This window comes from Rhodococcus sp. NPDC003322, from assembly GCF_053589555.1.
The window spans coordinates 85651-104098 of sequence record NZ_JBSFSC010000009.1 but is presented as its reverse complement, the minus strand read 5'-3'; the positions used below and the strand labels follow the sequence as shown (position 1 = coordinate 104098).

Here is an 18448-nt window from a genome sequence, read left to right as displayed (position 1 = left end):
CGGCTGTGACATGAACAGCGCTGTGACATGAACGGTACGGGGCCGGCCTACGCGCAGCTCGTCCGCCGGATTCGCGACGAGGTGGCGTCGGGCGCCTACGCCGACGGCGTCCGGCTGCCGACCGAGGCGGAACTCGTTCGGCAGCACGGGGTCAGCCGGCAGACCGTCCGGCGTGCGTTCGCCGACCTCGTCGCGGACGGTGTCGTCTATCGAGTACCGGGTCGGGGGACCTTCGTCGACGAGTCGGGTCGCCGCTACCGTCGGCAGCTCGGGTCGATCGAGGACCTGCTCGAACTCGCGTCGGACACCACGATGGAGATCCTCGTGCCGCCGCGGCGCGGGGTCGACATCGACGCCGCCAGCCGGCTCCGGCTGGACACCGATCTGCTGTATTCGGTGGTGTTGCGCCGGTTGCACGACACGGTCCCGTTCGCGTACACCACCGTGTACCTGCCCGACGCGGTGGCCGCCCACCTCCTCGAGGCCCCGGAGCTGGCCGTCGGCGCGAGGAGTCGCAACACCGTGATGGGTCTGCTCGAACCCCATCTGACGAGTCCGATCGCCGAAGCCGCCCAGTCGATCACGGTCGCGCCGGCCACCGAGGTCGTGGCCGGCGAATTGGACTGTGCGGTAGGTAATCCGCTGCTCCGGGTGGACCGGCTGTACACGAACGGACTCGGCGAGGCGACCGAGTTGTCCGTGAGCTTCTTTCTGCCGGAGCACTACACGTATCGCGTGACCCTGCGGAGGTCCGATCGGCACAGACCCCCGCATCGACGACAGGAGTTGTGAATCATGAAGGTATTCCGGGGAATCGACGAGGTCGAGGCTGCCGTGGGAGATCACGTCGGCTACAGCGACTGGATCGAGGTCACCCAGGAACGCGTGGACGCCTTCGCCGACGCGACCGACGACCACCAGTGGATTCACGTCGATCCCGAGCGGGCGGCGGCGGGACCGTACGGCGGAACGATCGCGCACGGCTATCTGACGCTGTCGCTCCTCCCGGCACTCGGGAACCGGATCTTCGACGTCGACGGCGTCCGCATGAAGATCAACTACGGCGCCAACAAGGTCCGCTTCCCGGCACCCGTGCCGGTGGGTTCGAGGATCCGGTGCGGTGCCCGCATCGAATCTCTCGAGCGCACACCCAAGGGCGCCAACCTGATCACCGTGTACACCATCGAGATCGAGGGCGCGGAGCGTCCGGCGCTGGTCGCCGAGACCATCCGCGTCCTCGTCGACTGAGAGGGAACTTCACATGACACGCGCAGCTTTGGTTGCCCCCGTCCGGACTGCGGTCGGACGATTCGGCGGCGCACTCAGGGACGTGCAGGCCGTCACCCTGGCCACCACGGTGATCAAGGAGACCGTGGCGCGGTCGGGGATCGACCCGGAGCTCATCGACGATGTCGCGATGGGGCAGTCGTACGCGAGTTCCGAGGCCCCGTGCATCGGCCGCTGGGCCGCACTCGATGCGGGCCTGCCGATCTCGGTCGCCGGCCTGCAGACGGACCGTCGTTGCGGCACCGGACTCCAGGCGCTCGTGACCGCGGCGATGATGGTGCAGACCGGCGCCGCGGACGTCGTCCTGGCCGGTGGCGTCGAGTCGATGAGCAACATCGAGCACTACACCACCGGCGCGCGCTGGGGTGCCCGCTCCGGCGGTCTGCAGTTGTTCGACCGACTCGACCGCGGCCGGGAACGGTCGCAGCCGGAATGGCGCTTCGGGCGGATCAGCGGAATGATCGAAACCGCCGAGAACGTGGCCGCCAAGTACGGGATCACCCGGGAGGATTCCGACGCGCTCGCCGCCGAGAGTCATCGCCGTGCCCACGAGGCATGGGAGGCAGGGCGATTCGATGCCGAGGTGGTTCCGGTTGAGATCACCGACCGCAAGGGGAACGTGACGACGTTCGCGCGCGATGAGGGGATCCGTCCCGACTCGACCGTGGAGTCACTCGGGAAGCTGCGGGCGGTCACGCCCGGCGGGGTGGTCACCGCGGGCAACGCGAGCCAGCAGAACGACGCCGCGGCATCGGTTCTCGTCGTCTCCGAGGATCGCCTCGACGAGCTGGGGCTCGAGCCGATCGGGTTCCTGGAAGGCTGGACGGCCGCGGGCTGCGATCCTGCGCTGATGGGCCTCGGCCCGGTCGCGGCGGTGGAGAAGCTGTTCGTGCGCACCGGACGTCGCTTCGAGGACTTCGACCTCGTCGAACTCAACGAGGCGTTCGCCTGCCAGGTCCTCGGTGTCCTCGAGGGCTGGGGGTGGGACGACCGGGAACGGCTGAACGTCAACGGTTCCGGCATCTCGCTCGGGCACCCGATCGGCGCCACCGGGGTTCGCATGCTGACCACCGCGCTGCACGAACTGCAGCGCCGCGGTGGCGGGCGGGCGCTGCTGACCATGTGCATCGGTGGTGGTCAGGGCATGGCCGCGTCCGTCACGTCGGCCTGAGATCGCGCCCGCACGTGGGCCCGGACCGGTCACCGGTCCGGGCCCGCGAGCGTCTCGGTGGGGTGGTCAGCGTCCCCGCCAGACCGGGGCCCGCTTCTCCGCGAAAGCGCTGGCGCCTTCCTTCGCGTCCTCCGACGCGAACACCGGCAGCAGGACCTCGCGCTGACGGTCGAATGCCTCGTCGGGGGACCACGCGGCCGCCTCGACGATGATCTGCTTGGTCGCGGCGACTCCGAGCGGCCCGTTCGCGGTGATCCGGTCCGCGAGTTCGAGTGCGGCCCCGAGGGCCTCGCCCGGCTCGGTCAGCCGATTGATCAGCCCGTACTCGTAGCCGTCCTCGGCGGTGAAGGTGTCACCCGTGAGTGCGAGTTCCATCGCCTTCGCGTACGGCATCCGGGTCGGCAGGCGGAGCAGTCCGCCCGCGCCGGCGGCGAGGCCGCGCTTGACCTCGGGCAGGCCGAACCGGGCGTTCGTCGCCGCCACCACGAGATCCGTCGCGAGGGTCAGTTCGGTGCCGCCCGCGAGTGCGTAACCCTCGACCGCGGAGATGATGGGCTTGGCCGGGGGACGATGGGTGAAGCCCAGGCCACGCCCCTCCACCAGGATCGTCTCGCCCGCGAGAAACGCCTTGAGATCCATTCCGGCGCAGAAGTTTCCGCCGGATCCCGTCAGCACCGCGACGGACAGCCCGGGATCCTCGTCGAGTTCGTCGACCGCCGCCGCGAGCCCGCGGCTCACCTCGGCGTTGATGGCGTTGCGGGAGTCGGGTCTGTTGATCGTGATCAGCAGGGTCCGGTCACGTCGTTCGAGCAGCACTGCATCCGTCATCGTGGGCACCTCTCGCCGGAAGAATAGTAATGATGATAATAATAAGCATGGCGAGGTGGTGATGCCCGTCGCGGCGGGTGCGTGACCAATCGGCCGTTTCCGTGGCGCCGGTGGCGCCGAGATCCGGGTGCGGCGAATACGGAGACGGCTGCTACGGAGGGGCCGTGTTCCCGCGCAACGCTATTGGGCGGTCTCCCAGGTGACCGGCCGAGCGAGCACCTCGGGTCCGAGCTTGCGAAGATTCCTCGCCATCTCGTTCATGTGCGCGAGCATCGCTTCCTCGGCCAGATCTGCATCGCGCGCACGGAGCGCCGCGACAACCTTTTCGTGCGCGGCCAGGTCCCTCTTTCGGTACTGCAGCGGATAGCCGGCGAACATCGGGCCCTCGAAGATGCCGTCGAGGGCGTCGATCAGGTAGCCGAACAGGGCATTGCCCGACGCCCACGCCAGGATGTCGTGGAAGTCCTTGCTGGTCTCGTGGAACAGGGACAGGTCCTTGAGGCTCTCGCCCATCCGGGTCACCGACTCGTCGAGCGCGGTGAGCTGCTCGTCGGTGATGCGCTCGGCGGCCAGCCGGGCATTCATCGGCTCGAGACTCATGCGCACCTCGAGGAGGGTGTCGAGCGACGCCTTCTCGAACTGCAACAGCAGTGCGATGCTGTCGAGCAGATTCGACGCATCCGGCTTCTCGACGGTGGGCCCCCCGCCGGGGCCCGGCTTGAGCGACAACGCCCCCGACAACTCCAGGTATCGGAGGGACTCCCGCAGCGTGCCGCGGCCGACCTCGTACTCCTCGAGCATCACCCGCTCGGGGGGCAGGCGATCGCCGGGTCGCAGGTTCTTCCGGGCGATCTCGGCCACGATCCGCCGGGCCACGATCATCGCGGTCTTCTCCGGTCGATCGGATCTACCCGCCACCCTCACCACCTCCGCGCCCCGTACGCTCGACTCGAGTGGTGAACTTACAGCGTCTGCCCCCCGGGGCCGGGGATGCCCCGCCGGGAGGCGGGCAGGCGTCGGCGAGAACGGAGCGCGGCCCGCCCGGGGTGGGGATCTCAGGATGCTTTCAGAATGCGTTCCTATCCTGGAGGGTCGGCCAGAACCGGCGGAAAGAGCAGGCCCGAATCATGAGCAACCCGGACGATCAGCGCACACCAGACGGCACCGAGGCTTTGCCCGTAGATCCCGACCCGACGTCGGAGTGGGCGCAGCGCCCCGTGCCGGCGACCCCCGACCAGCCGACCGAACAGATCGGGTTCACCGCGGACCCCCATCAGGCGTACGGCGGCGCGGCGGGTGAGAGTCCCACCCAGGCGTACCCGACTCAGGCGTACCCGACTCAGGCGTACCCGACCCAGGCGCACCCGACCCAGGCCTACCCCGCGCCGGGGTATCCGGCGCAGCCTGCGTCCAACCCCACGCAGGCGTACCCGACGTACGACGCGTATCAGGGGCAGCCGCCGAACGCGACGCAGGCGTACCCGACGTACGACGCATATCAGGGGCAGCCGCCGAACGCGACGCAGGCGTACCCGACCTACGACGGGTACCAGGGTCAGCCACCGATCCCGCCGCAGTCCTTCCCTGCGCCGGACGGGGCCGGTGGACCCGACGGCGAGAAGAAGGGACCGGGCAAGGGTGTCGTGATCGCCGCGGTCGCGGTCGCCGCACTGCTGCTGGCCGCGGTCGTCGGCCTCGGTGCGATGCTGCTCAGCTCCGGCGGCGACACCGCCGACACTGCGTCCGCGCCCACGACCACGCGCACCCAGCCGCCGGTCACCCCGCGCCCGACGACACCGCCGCGCACCACGGAACCGGAAATCGAGCCCCCGGACCTCTCGCGGATCCCCGGTGGTGTCGGTGAGGCGATCGGCGCGGCGGGCGCGGCGGTCGGCAGCGTCAAGTCGAACGCCGGAGGCACCCTGATTCTCGACGGCATCGGCGGCTCGCAGGTCACCGTCACCACGGACGCGTCAACCAGGGTGATCGCGCTCGGTGCGAGTTCCGTGGCCGACCTCAAGGTCGGTGAGACCGTTCTGGTGCAGGGCGATCGCGGTGCCGACGGCACGGTGGCGGCCCGGGTCATCATCAGCACCTCGATCCCGGACCTGGGGGACTTCGGTGGCAACTGACGACACCGACTTCGAGCCGAGTGACGCGCACGGCGCTTCGGCTGGATATGGTGACGAGCGATGACGCTCATCTGGTTCGGACTCTCGGCGATCGCGCTCGCAGGCGCGATCGTGTTGTTGTACGTCGATCGCAGCCGCCGCGAGCAGTACGGACGCGTCCGGCAGATCTGGGCGAAGGCCCAGGGGTACATCTACAACGAGTCCGACGACCAACTGCCGTCCAACTGGCACCGGGCCGCGCTGGCCCGTCAGGAGTACCTCGGCGCGGTCGACGTCGTCCAGGGCACCCGACGCGGCGAGGACTTCGTGCTGTTCGACCTGCCGGAGGCGGTGACCATCGTCGCGGTGCGGCGGACGGTCGGCTCCGACGTCGACATCGACCTCCGGTTGAAGTCCACGCCGCCGCCGAAGGACGCCGACCTGAACCTGCTCGGCGCGATCGGGCCGCGGGTGGTGTTCGCCACCGACCTCGAGATCGCGCGACGGGTCTGTGACCAGCGGATGGTCACCTTTGCGGAGACGGTGCCGCCGCAGGTGCAGATGCTGTGGAGCGAGGGGGAGTGGACCCTCGGATCGCTGCCGGTCACGAGCAGCGGCCGGGACTGGGACGCCGCCATCGAGGCCGTCTCCCGTCTGTCCGGGATCCTGCACGTGCTGCCCCCGGTGTCACAGCCGGCGAGCCTTCCGTCGGACACCATCCACGACCCGGGGCGGCCGTTGCCGCATCCGCTGGACCTGCGCGCCGACGACTGATCTCCCCGGACTGCCGGGCTCGGAACCGGGGCGTGTTACTGGTGTGGCGTGAGATGTCCAAAGTGAGTAGATTTCCCGCTCGTGACTGTTGTGGCGATAGTGGCTGTAGTTGCCGTTGTGCTGTGCTGCTTGGCGCTGACGGTTGTCCGTAGGACGCGTCGCTGCGAGGCGAACCTGACCGCGAGCAGGAACCTGCTCGACGCCGAACTCAGCCGCCGGTACGAGCAGACCGACCTCCTCGTCGCCGCCGCCCGCACGGCAGGAATGGACTCCGCCACCGTCGCACCGCTGGCCGGCGCACGGTCGCTCGCGATGGGCGTCCGCACCCAGGGGCTCACACTCGGCGAGCAGGCCGGTTCGGAGAACGCACTGTCGGCCGCGCTGCACCAGGTGATGACCGAGGCCGCCCGCGACCCGCGGATCAAGAACGACTGGACCGTCCAGCGGCCCGTCCTGGACCTGCAGGTCACCGAGCAACGCCTCGCCGGGGCCGCCCGCGTCTACAACGATCACGCCGCCGCGACGAACGCGCTGGTGCGCGGGATCGCGACCGGACCGATCGCCCGGCTCGTCGGTGCTCGCGCGGTTCCGCTGTTCGAGGCCATGCAACTCCACGTCCCCACCGGCGAGCCGGTGCCGCTGGGGGAGGGCGCCGGCGTTTAGAACCCGGCGGTCCCGCCCCTCGTCCGTGCCGCGCAGCCGACTAGGCTGGCATGCCGACAACGCACGTGAGAAGGAGCGGTCGATGACGGAGAAAGCTGAGCTCGCCGGGCTCGTACGGGAGCTGGCTGTGGTCCACGGAAAGGTCACCCTGTCATCCGGCAAGGAGGCCGACTACTACGTGGACCTTCGCCGCGCGACGCTGCACCACCGCGCCGGACCGCTGATCGGCAAGCTGCTGCGCGAGATGGTCGCGGACTGGGAGTTCGACGCCGTCGGCGGCCTGACCATGGGCGCCGACCCGGTCGCGCTCGCCGTGATGCACGCCCCCGGCCGGCCGATCGACGCGTTCGTGGTGCGCAAGGCCGCCAAGGCGCACGGCATGCAGCGGCAGATCGAGGGACCCGATGTCACCGGCAAGCGGGTGCTCGTCGTCGAGGACACCACCACCACCGGCAACTCGCCGCTGACCGCCGTCAAGGCGCTGCGTGAGGCCGGCGCGATCGTCGTCGGTGTCGCGACCGTCGTCGACCGGGCCACCGGCGCCGACGACGTGATCGCCGCCGAGGGCGTCGAGTACCGCTCCCTGCTCGGACTTTCGGACCTGGGGCTCTAGGCAGCTCCGCTGCTCGTGCGCGGTTTGCGGGTCCCGGGACCCGCAAACCACGCACGAGCGCCGGAGGCGCCTATCGTGGGCCGGTGCCGATCCGGAAGACCACGACCACCCTCGCCGACGGGCGCGAGCTGATCTACTTCGACGACACCGAGCCGTATGCCGGTGGTGTCGCCACCCGCGAACTGCGTGACGGACGCGACCTCGCCCCGGTCGCGGCGACGTCCACGATGCGCTACGACGTGCTCACCGGCGAGTGGGTGACGCTCGCCTCGCACCGCAACAGCCGCACCTTCCTGCCCTCCGTGGCCGAGTGCCCGCTGTGCCCGACCCGGCCCGGCGGGCCGGCGACCGAGATCCCCGCCGACGACTACGACGTCGCGGTGTTCGAGAACCGCTTCCCGTCGTTCGCGCGTACCGCCGAGCCGGTGACCGACCACGTCGACGGGATGGATCTGTGGCCGCAACGCCGCGCGGCGGGCCGGTGCGAGGTGGTGTGCTTCACCAGCCGCCACGAGCTCGGATTCGCGGACCTGCCCCTGTCCCGGGTGCGCACCGTGCTCGCCGCACAGGTGGACCGGACCCGCGCACTCTCCGCCCTGCCGGGTATCGCGCAGGTGTACTGCTTCGAGAACCGCGGAGAGGAGATCGGGGTGACCCTCGGCCATCCGCACGGCCAGATCTACGCCTACCCCGAGCTACCCGCCCGGACCGAGGCACTGCTGCGACAGTCGCGCGCCCATCACGCGCGCACCGGCCGGGTGCTGCTGCGCGACGTCCTCGACGCCGAACGCAAGGCCGGCACCCGGATGGTGATCGAGGCGCGCCACTGGAGCGCGTACGTCCCGGCAGCCGCCCGATGGCCGGTGGAACTGCACCTGGCCCCGCACCGCGACGTTGCCGACCTCACCGAACTGACCGAGGACGAACTCGACGAACTCGCCGTGGTGTACCGCGACATCCTGGCCCGGCTGGACCGGTTCTTCGAGGGGGTCGACAAGCTGCCCTACATCGCGGGCTGGCACCAGGCCCCGGTGGGGGAGGGCAGGGAGCTGGGACGGCTGCACCTGCAGGTGTTCTCTCTGATGCGCGGGCCGCACCGGATGAAGTTCCTCGCCGGCTCCGAATCCGGGATGGGGGCGTGGATCTCCGACGCCACGCCCGAGGCGGTCGCCGCCCGGTTCCGCGCGATCGCGCCCGGGTCGGCCGCGTCCGGAGTCGGCGCACGGGAAGCGGGGGAATCGTGATCGACTGGCTGACACCGGCTTCCGACGCCGAGCTGGCGGCGGCGGTCACCGCACGGTTCGGTGCCGAATTCGGCGGCCTGCCGGACGGGGTGTGGACGGCGCCCGGACGGGTGAACCTGATCGGCGAGCACGTCGACTACGCGGACGGGCTGTCGCTTCCGATCGCGTTGCCGCACCGCACCGCCGTCGCCGTCCGCGGTCGCGGTGACCGCAGGCTGCGGTTGCGGTCGGGGCTGGATCCGTGGGACGGCGCGGTCGCGGACGTGGCGCCCGGCGTGCCGTCCGGCTGGGCGGCCTACCTCGCCGGGGTGGTGTGGGCCATGCGCCGCGTCGGGCTGGTCGGCGTCGAGTTCGGGGTCGACGTGGCCGTCGAGTCGTCGGTCCCGATCGGGGCCGGGCTGTCGAGTTCCGCGGCGCTCGAGTGCGCTCTGGCGATCGCGGTCGCGGACCTCGCAGGCCTGCCCACCGACGATCGCGGCCGAGCCCGGCTGGCGTCCTGCTGCGTGGCCGCGGAAAACGAGATCGCGCTCGCCCCGACCGGTGGGATGGACCAGGCGATCTCCCTGCGCGCCACGGCCGGTCACGCACTGCTCGTCGACTCGGCCGACGGCACGGCGGCGCCGATTCCGTTCGACCTCGCCGGTGCCGGGCTCGCGCTGCTGGTGATCGACACCCGCGCCCCGCACCAACTGGTGGACGGGCAGTACGCGCAGCGCCGGAAGTCGGTCGAGGCGGCGGCGGCGTCGCTGCGCGTTCCGTCCCTGCGGGTGGCCGCCGACGAGGGTCTCGAGATCGGCGGCCGCGGCGACCAGGAGCTGGTGCGCCGGGCCCGGCACGTCGTCACCGAGATCGGCCGGGTGCGAGAAGTGCTGCCGCTCCTGGAATCCGGACGGCTCCGCGAGATCGGTCCGCTGTTGACGGCCTCGCACCGGTCGCTGCGCGACGACTTCGAGGTGAGCTGCCCGGAACTGGACAGTGCCGTCGACGCCGCGCTGGCCGCGGGAGCACACGGCGCCCGGATGACCGGTGGTGGCTTCGGCGGCTCCGCGATCGCCCTGGTCGAGGCGCCCGAGGTGGACCGGGTTGCCGCAGAGGTGCTTTCGGAAGCCCGCTCGCGCGGGCTCGGCGACCCCGCCTTCCTGCGTGTCGACGCCGGCGGAGGTCCCGCCCGTCGCATCGGCTGATTCCGGGAAGTGGGAGTTCGGGCCACCGCCGTGGCACGCGCCACCTATTGTCGCGTGATGCACGAACGCCCGGCGGACCGCCGCCTCTGGACCTGGGTGGTCCTCCTCGGCCTGACCGGCCAGCTGGCCTGGACGGTCGAGAACATGTACCTCAACGTGTTCGTCTACGACACGATCACCGACTCGCCGACGGCGCTGGCGACCCTCGTCGCGACCAGTGCCGTCGCCGCGACGATCGCGACGTTGCTCGCCGGAGCCGCGTCGGACCGCACCGGCCGGCGTCGCGAGTTCATCGCGGCCGGCTACGTGCTGTGGGGCGCCTGCACCGCGGGATTCGGGCTGGTCAGTGTCGACTCCGCCGCGTCGATGCTGCCGATGCTCGACGCAGTCGTCGTCGCGGTCGTCGCCATCGTGCTGCTCGACTGCGTGATGAGCGTCCTCGGGTCGACCGCGAACGACGCCGCCTTCAACGCGTGGGTCACCGACTCCACCCACCCCGGCAACCGGGGCAAGGTCGACGGCGTCCTCGCCACGATGCCGCTGCTCGCGATGCTGGTGGTCTTCGGGGCGCTCGACCCGATGACCCAGGACGGCCAGTGGAGCCTGTTCTTCGCGAGCATCGGCGGCGTCACCGCCCTCGTCGGCGTCATCGCGTGGTTCGGACTGCGCGAGCCGCGCCACCCGAAACCCGGTGGCAGCTACCTGTCCTCGGTCGTGCACGGACTGCGGCCGAGCACCGTGCGCGACAACCCGCGCCTGTACGTGGCCCTGCTCGCCTGGGCCGTCCTCGGCACCAGCACCCAGGTGTTCCTGCCGTATCTGATCATCTACGTCCAGCGGTACCTCGACATCGACGGGTACGCGATCGTGCTCGCCTCGGTCCTGCTCGGCGCGGCCGTGATCAGCGTTGTCGGCGGGCGGGTGCTGGACAGGGTCGGTCCCTCGCGGGCGATCCTGCCGGTGGCCGTGATGTACGCCGTCGGGCTCCTCCTGATGTTTCCCGCGCGCGGCATGCTCAGCGTCATCGTGGTGGGGATCGTGATGATGTCGGGGTTCATGCTCGGGGTGGCCGCCATCTCGGCGACCGTCCGCAACCTCACGCCGCCCGACCGGGCCGGGCAGGTGCAGGGTCTGCGGATGATCTTCGCCGTCCTCATCCCGATGGTGATCGGCCCGTTCCTCGGCGCCGCCGTGATCGCCGGCGCCGACGAGACCTACGTCGACCTCGGCGTCGTGAAGCAGGTGCCGACCCCGTGGATCTTCCCGGCCGCTGCCGTCGTGGTGGCGCTGATCGTCATCCCCGTCCTGCTGCTGCGGACGATGGGTACGGACCCGACGCCCGAGCCGAAGTCACTGGAGGCCACCTCGTGAAGACCGTGTGGGGCGACGCCCTCGACCCCGACAACGTCCTGCCCGAGTACCCGCGCCCGCAGCTGGTGCGCGACTCGTACCTCAACCTCAACGGCCGGTGGGAGCACGCCTTCACTTCGGTCGGGGTCACCGCGCCACCCGGCCGGTGGGACGGCGAGATCGTGGTGCCGTTCTCACCCGAGGCGCCGCTGTCCGGCGTGAACCGCACCCTGCAGCCGGACGAGGCGCTCTGGTACCGCCGCACCGTCATCCTGCCCGACGGTTTCGTCCGCGACCGGGTGCTGCTGCACTTCGGCGCGGTCGACCAGGACTGCGAGATCTGGGTCGACGGCACGTCGGTCGGCGGGCACCACGGCGGCTACCTGCCCTTCGCGCTCGACATCACCGACGCCCTCGACAGCGGCGACACCCACGAGCTGGTCGTCAGGGTCCGCGACGTCACCGACACGTCCTGGCGGAGCCGGGGAAAGCAGAAGCTCGATCGTGGCGGCATCTGGTACACGCCGCAGTCGGGGATCTGGCAGACCGTCTGGCTCGAGTCGGTCCCGGAGCGGTGGATCGACCGGCTCGAACTGGTCCCGCACCTGGAGACCGGTGAGGTCGAGGTCTGTGTGGTGGCCGGCGGGACAGGCGCATCCGTGGCCGAGGTCGCGGTCGGCGCCGGCGGGCGCGAGGTGGTCCGCGAGACCGTCGCGGTCGGTGCCCGGACCCGGCTGCGGCTCGGGGAGGACGTGCGCCGGTGGTCGCCGGACGACCCCTTCCTGTACGACGTGGAGGTGACGCTCGCCGCCGACCGCGTCTCGAGCTATGTCGGGATGCGTTCGTTCGGGCTCGGGCCCGACGCGTCCGGTCGCACGCGGCTGCTGCTCAACGGTGCGCCCTACCTGCATGCGGGCCTGCTCGATCAGGGCTATTGGCCCGACGGCCTGTACACCGCGCCGTCGGACGAAGCGTTCGTGCACGACATCCGGACGGCCAAGGAACTCGGTTTCACGATGCTGCGCAAGCACATCAAGATCGAGCCGATGCGCTGGTACCACCACTGCGACCGGCTCGGAATGCTCGTCTGGCAGGACATGGTCAACGGCGGCCGCAGCTACCGGACCGCCGTCGTGACCGCGCCCGTGCTCCTGCCGGTGAAACTGGACGACTCGCGGTACGCGCTGTTCGGACGGCAGGACGCCGCGGGCCGGGCCGAGTTCCTCGAGGAACTCGACGCGACGGTCACACTGCTGCGCTCGGTTCCCAGCATCGCGGCATGGGTGCCGTTCAACGAGGGCTGGGGGCAGTTCGACGCCAACGCCACCACCGAGCGGGTCAAGGCGCTCGACGCGACCCGGCCCGTCGACCACGTCAGCGGCTGGCACGACCAGCGCGGCGGCGACATGGCCAGCCGGCACGTCTACTTCCGGCCCTACCGGCTCTCGCGCGCCGACGCCGTGGACGAGCGCGCCGCCGTGCTGTCGGAGTACGGCGGCTACTCCCACCGGGTGCCGGGACACGTGTGGAACGACAAGGAGTTCGGCTACCGCAAGTACGCCGACCGCGGGGCCTTCGAGCGCGCGTTCCTCCGGCTGCAGCACGCGCAGGTCGGGCCTGCCGTCGAGGAGGGCCTGACGGCCTTCGTCTACACCCAGCTCGCCGACGTGGAGGACGAGACCAACGGTCTGATGACCTACGACCGCCGGGTGCTGAAGGTCGACGCGGAGGCGGTCCGCGCCTCGAACCGGCGTCTGCGCCAGCGGCACGACCACGCGGCCGGCGGGCCGGCGCTCCCACTCGCCGTGTCCGAACGCGAGATCACCGAGCCGGTCCCGCTGACCCTGCCCGACGGGCGCCTGAACCCCGACGCGGTCGGGTGGACGCGGACACCCCTGATCACCACGGACGGGATCGGCCGCGGCCGCGTGGGGAAGGGTCGCAACAAACGGTGGGAGTACTGGGCGGTGACCACGCCGACCCACGTCGTCGCGCTCGTGCTCTCCGACATCGACTACGCGGCCGTGCACGGCATCTGGCTGCTCGATCGGACCACCGGACAGGCGATCTCCTACGACGCGATCGGCGTGGGCGGACGCAGCGCCACCCTGCCCGCGACCCTCGGCGCCGGCCCGGCCCGCTCCCGTACCAAGAAGGTGCGGATCGACATCGACGAGGTCGACGGCGGGACCCGGCTGCGGGCCCGAGGCGAGCGGGTGGAGATCGACGTGATCGCCCACCGGCCCGACGGACACGAATGCCTCGGCGTGGTCGTCCCCTGGACCGAGCGGCTCTTCCAGTACACCGTCAAGGACGTCGCCCGGCCCGCGACGGGAAGCATTCGCGTCGACGGTGTCGCCCACGATGTGCCCGAGGGCGAGTCCTGGGCGACCCTCGACCACGGTCGGGGCCGCTGGCCGTATTCGGTGCGCTGGAACTGGGGTGCCGGATCGGGCCGCACCGACGGCCGGGTGATCGGCATCCAGGTGGGCGGCCAGTGGACCGACGGCACCGGATCGGTGGAGAACTCACTGCTCGTCGACGGACACCTGTCGAAGATCAGTGAGGAACTGGTCTGGACCTACGACCGGGGCGACTGGATGGCCCCGTGGCGAATCGCCGGGGAGACAGTCGATCTCACGTTCACCCCGTTTCACCTCAAGGAGTCCGTCACCGACCTCAAGGTCTTCGCGTCCAAGACACACCAGTGCTTCGGCCACTGGTCCGGGAAGGTGCGGGACGACTCGGGCGCCTGGGTACGCGTCGAGGACGTCGTCGGCTGGGCAGAGGACGTCCACAACCGCTGGTGAGTCGCGTTCGGTAGCCGGCTCCGGCGTGTCGGCCGGAGACAGGGGGGATCAGGGGATCATCAGGTTGCCCTTGACCGTGACACCGAATTGGGGTCGCAGCTGGGTCCAGCTCGCGTTGGTGAAGGTCGCCTGAACGGAGATCACGGCGAGTCCGGAACCGGGAACGACCTCGCTGCGCACCGTTTCTCCCGGCCTCTCACCGAAACGCAGGGGGACCGATGCGACCTGGGCGACGCCGAAGGCGGTTCCGTAGACGATTTCGGCATCCAAACGGCAGTACGGATCGGCCGCCCAGTCCGGGGTCAGGCCGTGCATGCCGCGCGAGGTGAACACGACGATTGCGACACCCGGGCGGGCGGGGTCGGTTTCGATCGACGTGTCGATCAGCCCGTGGCAGAACGAGTTCTGGCCGATCGCCGCCAATGTCGGGCCGGCCAGCGTCGAGTACACGACCGGCGCGGGCGTCGGCGCGGCGGTCGCGGTGGCGCCGACGCCCGTGAGAGCGGTGGCGGCGATGGCAGTGGCCCCGAACGCGCGCACGGCACAGCGACGGATGTTCATGGATGTCCCCCTGTATTCGTCTGTCGATTCCCCCGGCCGAGCGAGTGGACGAGTCGGTCCGCCGTCGGCGCCGGCTCATGCTGCCACACGTTCGATCGCAAGCCCAACCGGGCGGTGCACCGGGAAGAATGCGGAAGGGGAGGTCCGTGGCCGGGTTTCACGCGAAACCGGGCCGCGGACCTCCCATCCACGGGCGGTCAGTCGGCGTCGCCGACGGTGGGAATCAGTCGGCGTCGCCGACGGCGACCGCGGTCGCCTCCTCGACGCTGTGCGGTGCCGGGTCGTGGTCGTCGACGTGCGCGAGGATCTTTCGCCCTGTGGACAACACGAGGATCGCGGCCACCGTGCATGCCGCACCGACCCAGAACGGCAGGTTCGCGTGGTGCTCACCGAGCCTGCCCGCCACCCACGGCGCGGCGGCGCCGCCGACGAAGCGGACGAAACTGTAGGCCGCGGAGGCGGTGGAACGCTCGACCGGCGCGGAGATCATCACGGTCTCGGTGATCAGCGTGTTGTTCACGCCGAGGAACAGGCCGGCGAGGACGACGCACACGATCAACACGGCCTTCGTCTCGGTGAACATCGCCATCACCGCGAGGTCGGCGGCGAACAGTCCCAGCGCCACCATCATCATCGGGAGCGTGCCGAACCGGCGCTGCAGTCGCGGCGCCAGGAAGACGGACGAGATCGCCAGTGCCAGGCCCCATCCGAAGAAGATGAAACCGATCGGGTACGCACCCATGTCGAGCGGGAACGGGGTGTACGCGAGCAGGGTGAAGAAGCCGTAGTTGTACAGCAGTGAGGTGATGGCGACGGTCAGCAGTCCTCGGTGGCGCAGTGCGAGGAACGGCGCCGCGAGCGAGGTGTGCCCGGACTTGGGGACCGGGGCCGCCGGGAGCATCGCCACGATCAGGATGAACGCCACCGCCATCAACGCGGCGACGCCGAAGAACGGTGCACGCCAACTGATGTCGCCGAGCACGCCGCCGACCAGAGGACCCACCGCGATGCCGACGCCGAGTGCCGCCTCGTACAGGATGATCGCCTTCCCGACACCGCCGGACGCGGCGCCGACGATCGTCGCGAGGGAGGTGGCGATGAACAGGGCGTTGCCCAGGCCCCAGCCGGCGCGGAAGCCGATGATGCCGCCGACGGTGTCCGAGGTGCCCGCCAGCGCGGCGAAGACGACGATGATCGCCAGACCGGACAGCAGTGTCCTCTTCGAGCCGATGCGGCTGGAGATGGCACCGGTGACCAGCATGGCGACGCCGGTGACGAGCATGTACGAGGTGAAGAGCAGTGAAACCTGGGAGGGTGTGGCGTGCAGGTCCTCGCCGATCGGCTTGAGGATCGGGTCGACCAGACCGATGCCCATGAAGGCGATGACGCTGGCGAAGGCGACCGCCCACACCGCCTTCGATTGATGCAGGATGCTGGTGTCCTCCGCTTCGGATGCGGGGGCCGTGGCGGTGGTGGTCACGGACACCTCCTTTGCGTGAAATCGTCTGCTATTGCTGTTTTCTCGACTCCTTCACGACCTCGCGGAGATCGCGGAGGCTGAGGGAGAGTCGTTCGATCTGCCCGGCGTCGATGCCCGGCAGATGCTCGGCGAGGGTGGCGCCGATGTTGTCGCGTGCCTCGGCCAGCCATGCGCGTCCGGCATCGGTCATCTCGATCATCACGGCCCGGGAATCCTCGGGATCGCGTTGCCGCCGAACCAGTCCCGCCGCGCCGAGTTGCTTGAGCAGGGCGGTCGCCGTCGGCTGCGAGGAACTGTCCAGTCGGGCGACCTCGCTGACGCGCAGCGCGCCGTACTCCTCGAGGAGGGACAGCGCGCGCATCCACGGCCGGGACCACGTGTCGGCGGACATGGACGAGGCGAGTCGGGTGAAGCGGGACGAGTTGGTCACCAGTTCCGCGAGCACCCGGCGCAGGTGGGCCTCGGTGTCGCTGACTGCCTCCGGGTCGCCTGTCGTCGCCATGAGTCAAGATTATTGCATAGGTAAACTATGTATGTAAACCGTGTGTGAGACCCGGAGCAGGGTCGGAAATGGGTCAGGTGCCGGAGCGGACCGCCGCCGCGAAGGCCGACATCAGCGCGGGATCCTTGACGCCACGGCTCGATTCGATGCCACTGGACACGTCGACCCCCCAGGCCCCGGACGTTGTCACCGCCCGCGCGACGTTCTCCGGGGTGAGTCCACCGGCCAGGATCCACCGGCCGGACGGCAGGGCACTGCGGTCCTGCCAGTCCCACGTCACCCCGGCACCCGCGACGGCGCCGTCCACCAGCAGCAGGTCCGCTCCGAGATCGTCGGCCAGATCCTCCGCGCCGCCGGTGTTGACCGCGCGGATCACCGTCAGCCCGGCGTCGTGCAGCGCCGACACATCCGCGGCCGAGCGCAGGTCGTGCACCTGCACGTGGTCCAGATCCGCGGCCGTGGCGGCGGCGACGATCTCGTCCAGGCCCATCCGGACGAACACCCCGACCGGGAGAACCCCCTCGGGAACCCGGGTCCGCAGCTGCGCCGCCTGCTCCGGCGTCACCTTGCGGGGGCTGTCGGCGAAGACGAACCCGACGGCGTCGACCCCGAGCCCGACCGCCAGATCCACGGTGGCCTCGTCCCGGAGTCCGCACATCTTGATGAACGTCATGATCCGAGGATATGGCCATCGCCCGGCAGCTACCCTCACCGCAGTACCCGGATCCGGAGGTGGGGATGAAGCTCGAACATGCGGTGTTTCTCGGTGCGACCGCGGCGACGGTCGTCGGTGCGGTCGTCGAGAACGAGAAGCTGCAACTGGTCGCGAAGCCGTTGATCGCGCCGGCGCTGGCCGCGCGGGTGCTGCGCCGGCGCGGCAACATCGACCGCGTCGACACCGCCGTCCTGCTCGGCTCCCTGGCCGCGGCCACCGTCGGTGACGTGTTCATGATCGACCCCGACGACGACACCCGGCTGATGAACGGTGCGCGCTCGTTCGCGGTCATGCAGGTCGGGTACTCGACCGTGCTCGCTCGGCGAGGCGCCCGCCCGACCGCCCCGGCGCTGGTGCCGCGGCTGCTCGGGTGGCTCGGCGCCGCCGGGTTGCTGCGAGCGCGGGCGCGTCGGGTCGCGCCGACGCTCACCGCGTACGGCGCGGTGCTCGGCACCACGTCGACGCTGTCCGCGGATCCGTCACTGGCTCCGGGCGCGCGGGTCGTCGCGGGCAACGTGGTCCCGAACGCGGACCCGCGCAGCCGGCTCGGTCTCGGCGGGCTGCTGTTCACCGGATCCGACGCGCTGATCGTGGTGCGGCGCCTCTTCGTGCGCGGGACCGCGGGCCGGCGCGCCGCCGAGGGCGTCATCCTCGCCAGCTATGCCGCAGCACAGGCACTGCTCGTCGAGGGGATGACGTCCTAGGGGAACAGGACGATGCGATCGCGGTCGCGGGGGTCGACGCGGATCGACACGACCTTGCCGGGGGCGAACCGCTTGTCCATGCCCTCGGGTACCTCGTAGACGATGCTTCCCGAGTACGACTGCTCGCCGGGCACCGTCAGCTGCAGGTGCAGTGAGGTCAGGTGCCCGTGGCGCGGCGTGACGGCGAGGAACCGGGAGCGGTCGATGGTCGCCCAGCCCTCCAGGCCGCGACGCTCGATCCGGCGATCGGCGCGCGGTGGCCGATCCGCCCAGATCATGCCGAGACCGAGCGCCGAACCGTATGCGGCGAGCAGTCCGCAGAGCTGGAACGGGATCGTCGCCGGCGGGGTGTGCGGCAGCAGCCAGCCGAGCCAGAACCCGAGGATCACGAGATACCCGGCGGTGACGGCCAGCACCACGCGCGCGATCCGTTCGTGGAACATCGAATCCT

General features: G+C 70.4%; 19 protein-coding genes. 12 read left to right on the top strand and 7 right to left on the bottom strand.

Going from position 1 to position 18448, the window contains the following annotated elements; genetic code table 11:
• Positions 1 to 27 precede the first annotated feature (27 nt).
• Genes ACWDUM_RS27215 through ACWDUM_RS27205 form a run of 3 tightly spaced genes read left to right on the top strand, consistent with a single transcriptional unit; the run spans position 28 to position 2458 of the window.
• Positions 28 to 792: a GntR family transcriptional regulator gene (locus ACWDUM_RS27215; RefSeq protein ID WP_450136400.1), complete on the top strand. Its 765-nt coding sequence runs from the start codon at positions 28 to 30 to the stop codon at positions 790 to 792.
• A 3-nt stretch (positions 793 to 795) separates the two neighbouring features.
• Positions 796 to 1248 (top strand): MaoC family dehydratase, encoded by a 453-nt coding sequence (locus tag ACWDUM_RS27210; RefSeq protein ID WP_450117150.1) that lies wholly within the window; start codon positions 796 to 798, stop codon positions 1246 to 1248.
• A gap of 13 nt (positions 1249 to 1261) precedes the next feature.
• Complete coding sequence (locus ACWDUM_RS27205; protein WP_450136399.1) at positions 1262 to 2458, top strand: acetyl-CoA C-acetyltransferase; 1197 nt, start codon at positions 1262 to 1264, stop codon at positions 2456 to 2458.
• A 66-nt stretch (positions 2459 to 2524) separates the two neighbouring features.
• Here the strand turns inward: ACWDUM_RS27205 and ACWDUM_RS27200 are convergent, their stop codons facing one another.
• Together ACWDUM_RS27200 and ACWDUM_RS27195 are read right to left on the bottom strand one after the other, a co-directional pair.
• Positions 2525 to 3286, bottom strand: a complete 762-nt coding sequence (locus tag ACWDUM_RS27200; RefSeq protein WP_450136398.1) for a crotonase/enoyl-CoA hydratase family protein — start codon at positions 3284 to 3286, stop codon at positions 2525 to 2527.
• 180 nt (positions 3287 to 3466) lie between these two features.
• Positions 3467 to 4204 (bottom strand): FadR/GntR family transcriptional regulator, encoded by a 738-nt coding sequence (locus ACWDUM_RS27195; RefSeq protein WP_450136397.1) that lies wholly within the window; start codon positions 4202 to 4204, stop codon positions 3467 to 3469.
• Positions 4205 to 4413: 209 nt separating this feature from the next.
• On the opposite strand from ACWDUM_RS27195, the gene ACWDUM_RS27190 reads away from it, so the two are divergent.
• The 8 genes from ACWDUM_RS27190 (at position 4414) to ACWDUM_RS27155 (ending at position 14035) form a co-directional block, all read left to right on the top strand.
• Entirely contained in the window at positions 4414 to 5418 is a 1005-nt protein-coding gene (locus tag ACWDUM_RS27190; RefSeq protein WP_450136396.1) for a DUF5666 domain-containing protein, read from the top strand.
• A gap of 60 nt (positions 5419 to 5478) precedes the next feature.
• Positions 5479 to 6171, top strand: a complete 693-nt coding sequence (locus tag ACWDUM_RS27185; RefSeq protein ID WP_450136395.1) for a hypothetical protein — start codon at positions 5479 to 5481, stop codon at positions 6169 to 6171.
• Positions 6172 to 6300: 129 nt separating this feature from the next.
• Positions 6301 to 6834 carry a LemA family protein gene (locus ACWDUM_RS27180; protein WP_450136394.1) on the top strand — a complete coding sequence of 178 codons (534 nt, stop codon included), beginning with the start codon at positions 6301 to 6303 and terminating at the stop codon, positions 6832 to 6834.
• Between the two features lie 82 nt (positions 6835 to 6916).
• A complete protein-coding gene (gene pyrE / locus ACWDUM_RS27175; protein WP_450117157.1) occupies positions 6917 to 7447 on the top strand; it encodes an orotate phosphoribosyltransferase in 531 nt (176 codons plus the stop codon).
• An 89-nt stretch (positions 7448 to 7536) separates the two neighbouring features.
• Complete coding sequence (gene galT / locus ACWDUM_RS27170) at positions 7537 to 8691, top strand: galactose-1-phosphate uridylyltransferase (protein WP_450136436.1); 1155 nt, start codon at positions 7537 to 7539, stop codon at positions 8689 to 8691.
• A complete protein-coding gene (galK, locus tag ACWDUM_RS27165) occupies positions 8688 to 9875 on the top strand; it encodes a galactokinase (RefSeq protein ID WP_450136393.1) in 1188 nt (395 codons plus the stop codon). Before galT ends, galK begins: the two co-directional genes overlap by 4 nt.
• Positions 9876 to 9932: 57 nt before the next feature.
• A complete protein-coding gene (locus ACWDUM_RS27160; protein WP_450136392.1) occupies positions 9933 to 11246 on the top strand; it encodes an MFS transporter in 1314 nt (437 codons plus the stop codon).
• The gene (locus tag ACWDUM_RS27155) at positions 11243 to 14035 is read left to right on the top strand and encodes a DUF2804 family protein (protein WP_450136391.1); all 2793 of its coding nucleotides are present in this window, start codon (positions 11243 to 11245) and stop codon (positions 14033 to 14035) included. Before ACWDUM_RS27160 ends, ACWDUM_RS27155 begins: the two co-directional genes overlap by 4 nt.
• A 48-nt stretch (positions 14036 to 14083) precedes the next feature.
• Here ACWDUM_RS27155 and ACWDUM_RS27150 read toward each other — a convergent pair whose 3' ends face one another.
• The 4 genes from ACWDUM_RS27150 to ACWDUM_RS27135 form a co-directional block, all read right to left on the bottom strand.
• Positions 14084 to 14596, bottom strand: a complete 513-nt coding sequence (locus ACWDUM_RS27150; RefSeq protein ID WP_450136390.1) for a hypothetical protein — start codon at positions 14594 to 14596, stop codon at positions 14084 to 14086.
• A gap of 223 nt (positions 14597 to 14819) precedes the next feature.
• Entirely contained in the window at positions 14820 to 16076 is a 1257-nt protein-coding gene (locus ACWDUM_RS27145; RefSeq protein ID WP_450136389.1) for an MFS transporter, read from the bottom strand.
• Positions 16077 to 16104: 28 nt separating this feature from the next.
• A complete protein-coding gene (locus ACWDUM_RS27140) occupies positions 16105 to 16578 on the bottom strand; it encodes a MarR family winged helix-turn-helix transcriptional regulator (protein WP_450114634.1) in 474 nt (157 codons plus the stop codon).
• Between the two features lie 73 nt (positions 16579 to 16651).
• Complete coding sequence (locus ACWDUM_RS27135) at positions 16652 to 17251, bottom strand: phosphoribosylanthranilate isomerase (RefSeq protein ID WP_450136388.1); 600 nt, start codon at positions 17249 to 17251, stop codon at positions 16652 to 16654.
• 65 nt (positions 17252 to 17316) lie between these two features.
• Here ACWDUM_RS27135 and ACWDUM_RS27130 point away from each other — a divergent pair, with 65 nt between their 5' ends.
• Positions 17317 to 17997, top strand: a complete 681-nt coding sequence (locus tag ACWDUM_RS27130; protein WP_450114727.1) for a lysoplasmalogenase — start codon at positions 17317 to 17319, stop codon at positions 17995 to 17997.
• Here the strand turns inward: ACWDUM_RS27130 and ACWDUM_RS27125 are convergent.
• The gene (locus ACWDUM_RS27125) at positions 17994 to 18440 is read right to left on the bottom strand and encodes a hypothetical protein (RefSeq protein WP_450114636.1); all 447 of its coding nucleotides are present in this window, start codon (positions 18438 to 18440) and stop codon (positions 17994 to 17996) included. The genes ACWDUM_RS27130 and ACWDUM_RS27125 overlap by 4 nt on opposite strands.
• Positions 18441 to 18448 lie beyond the last annotated feature (8 nt).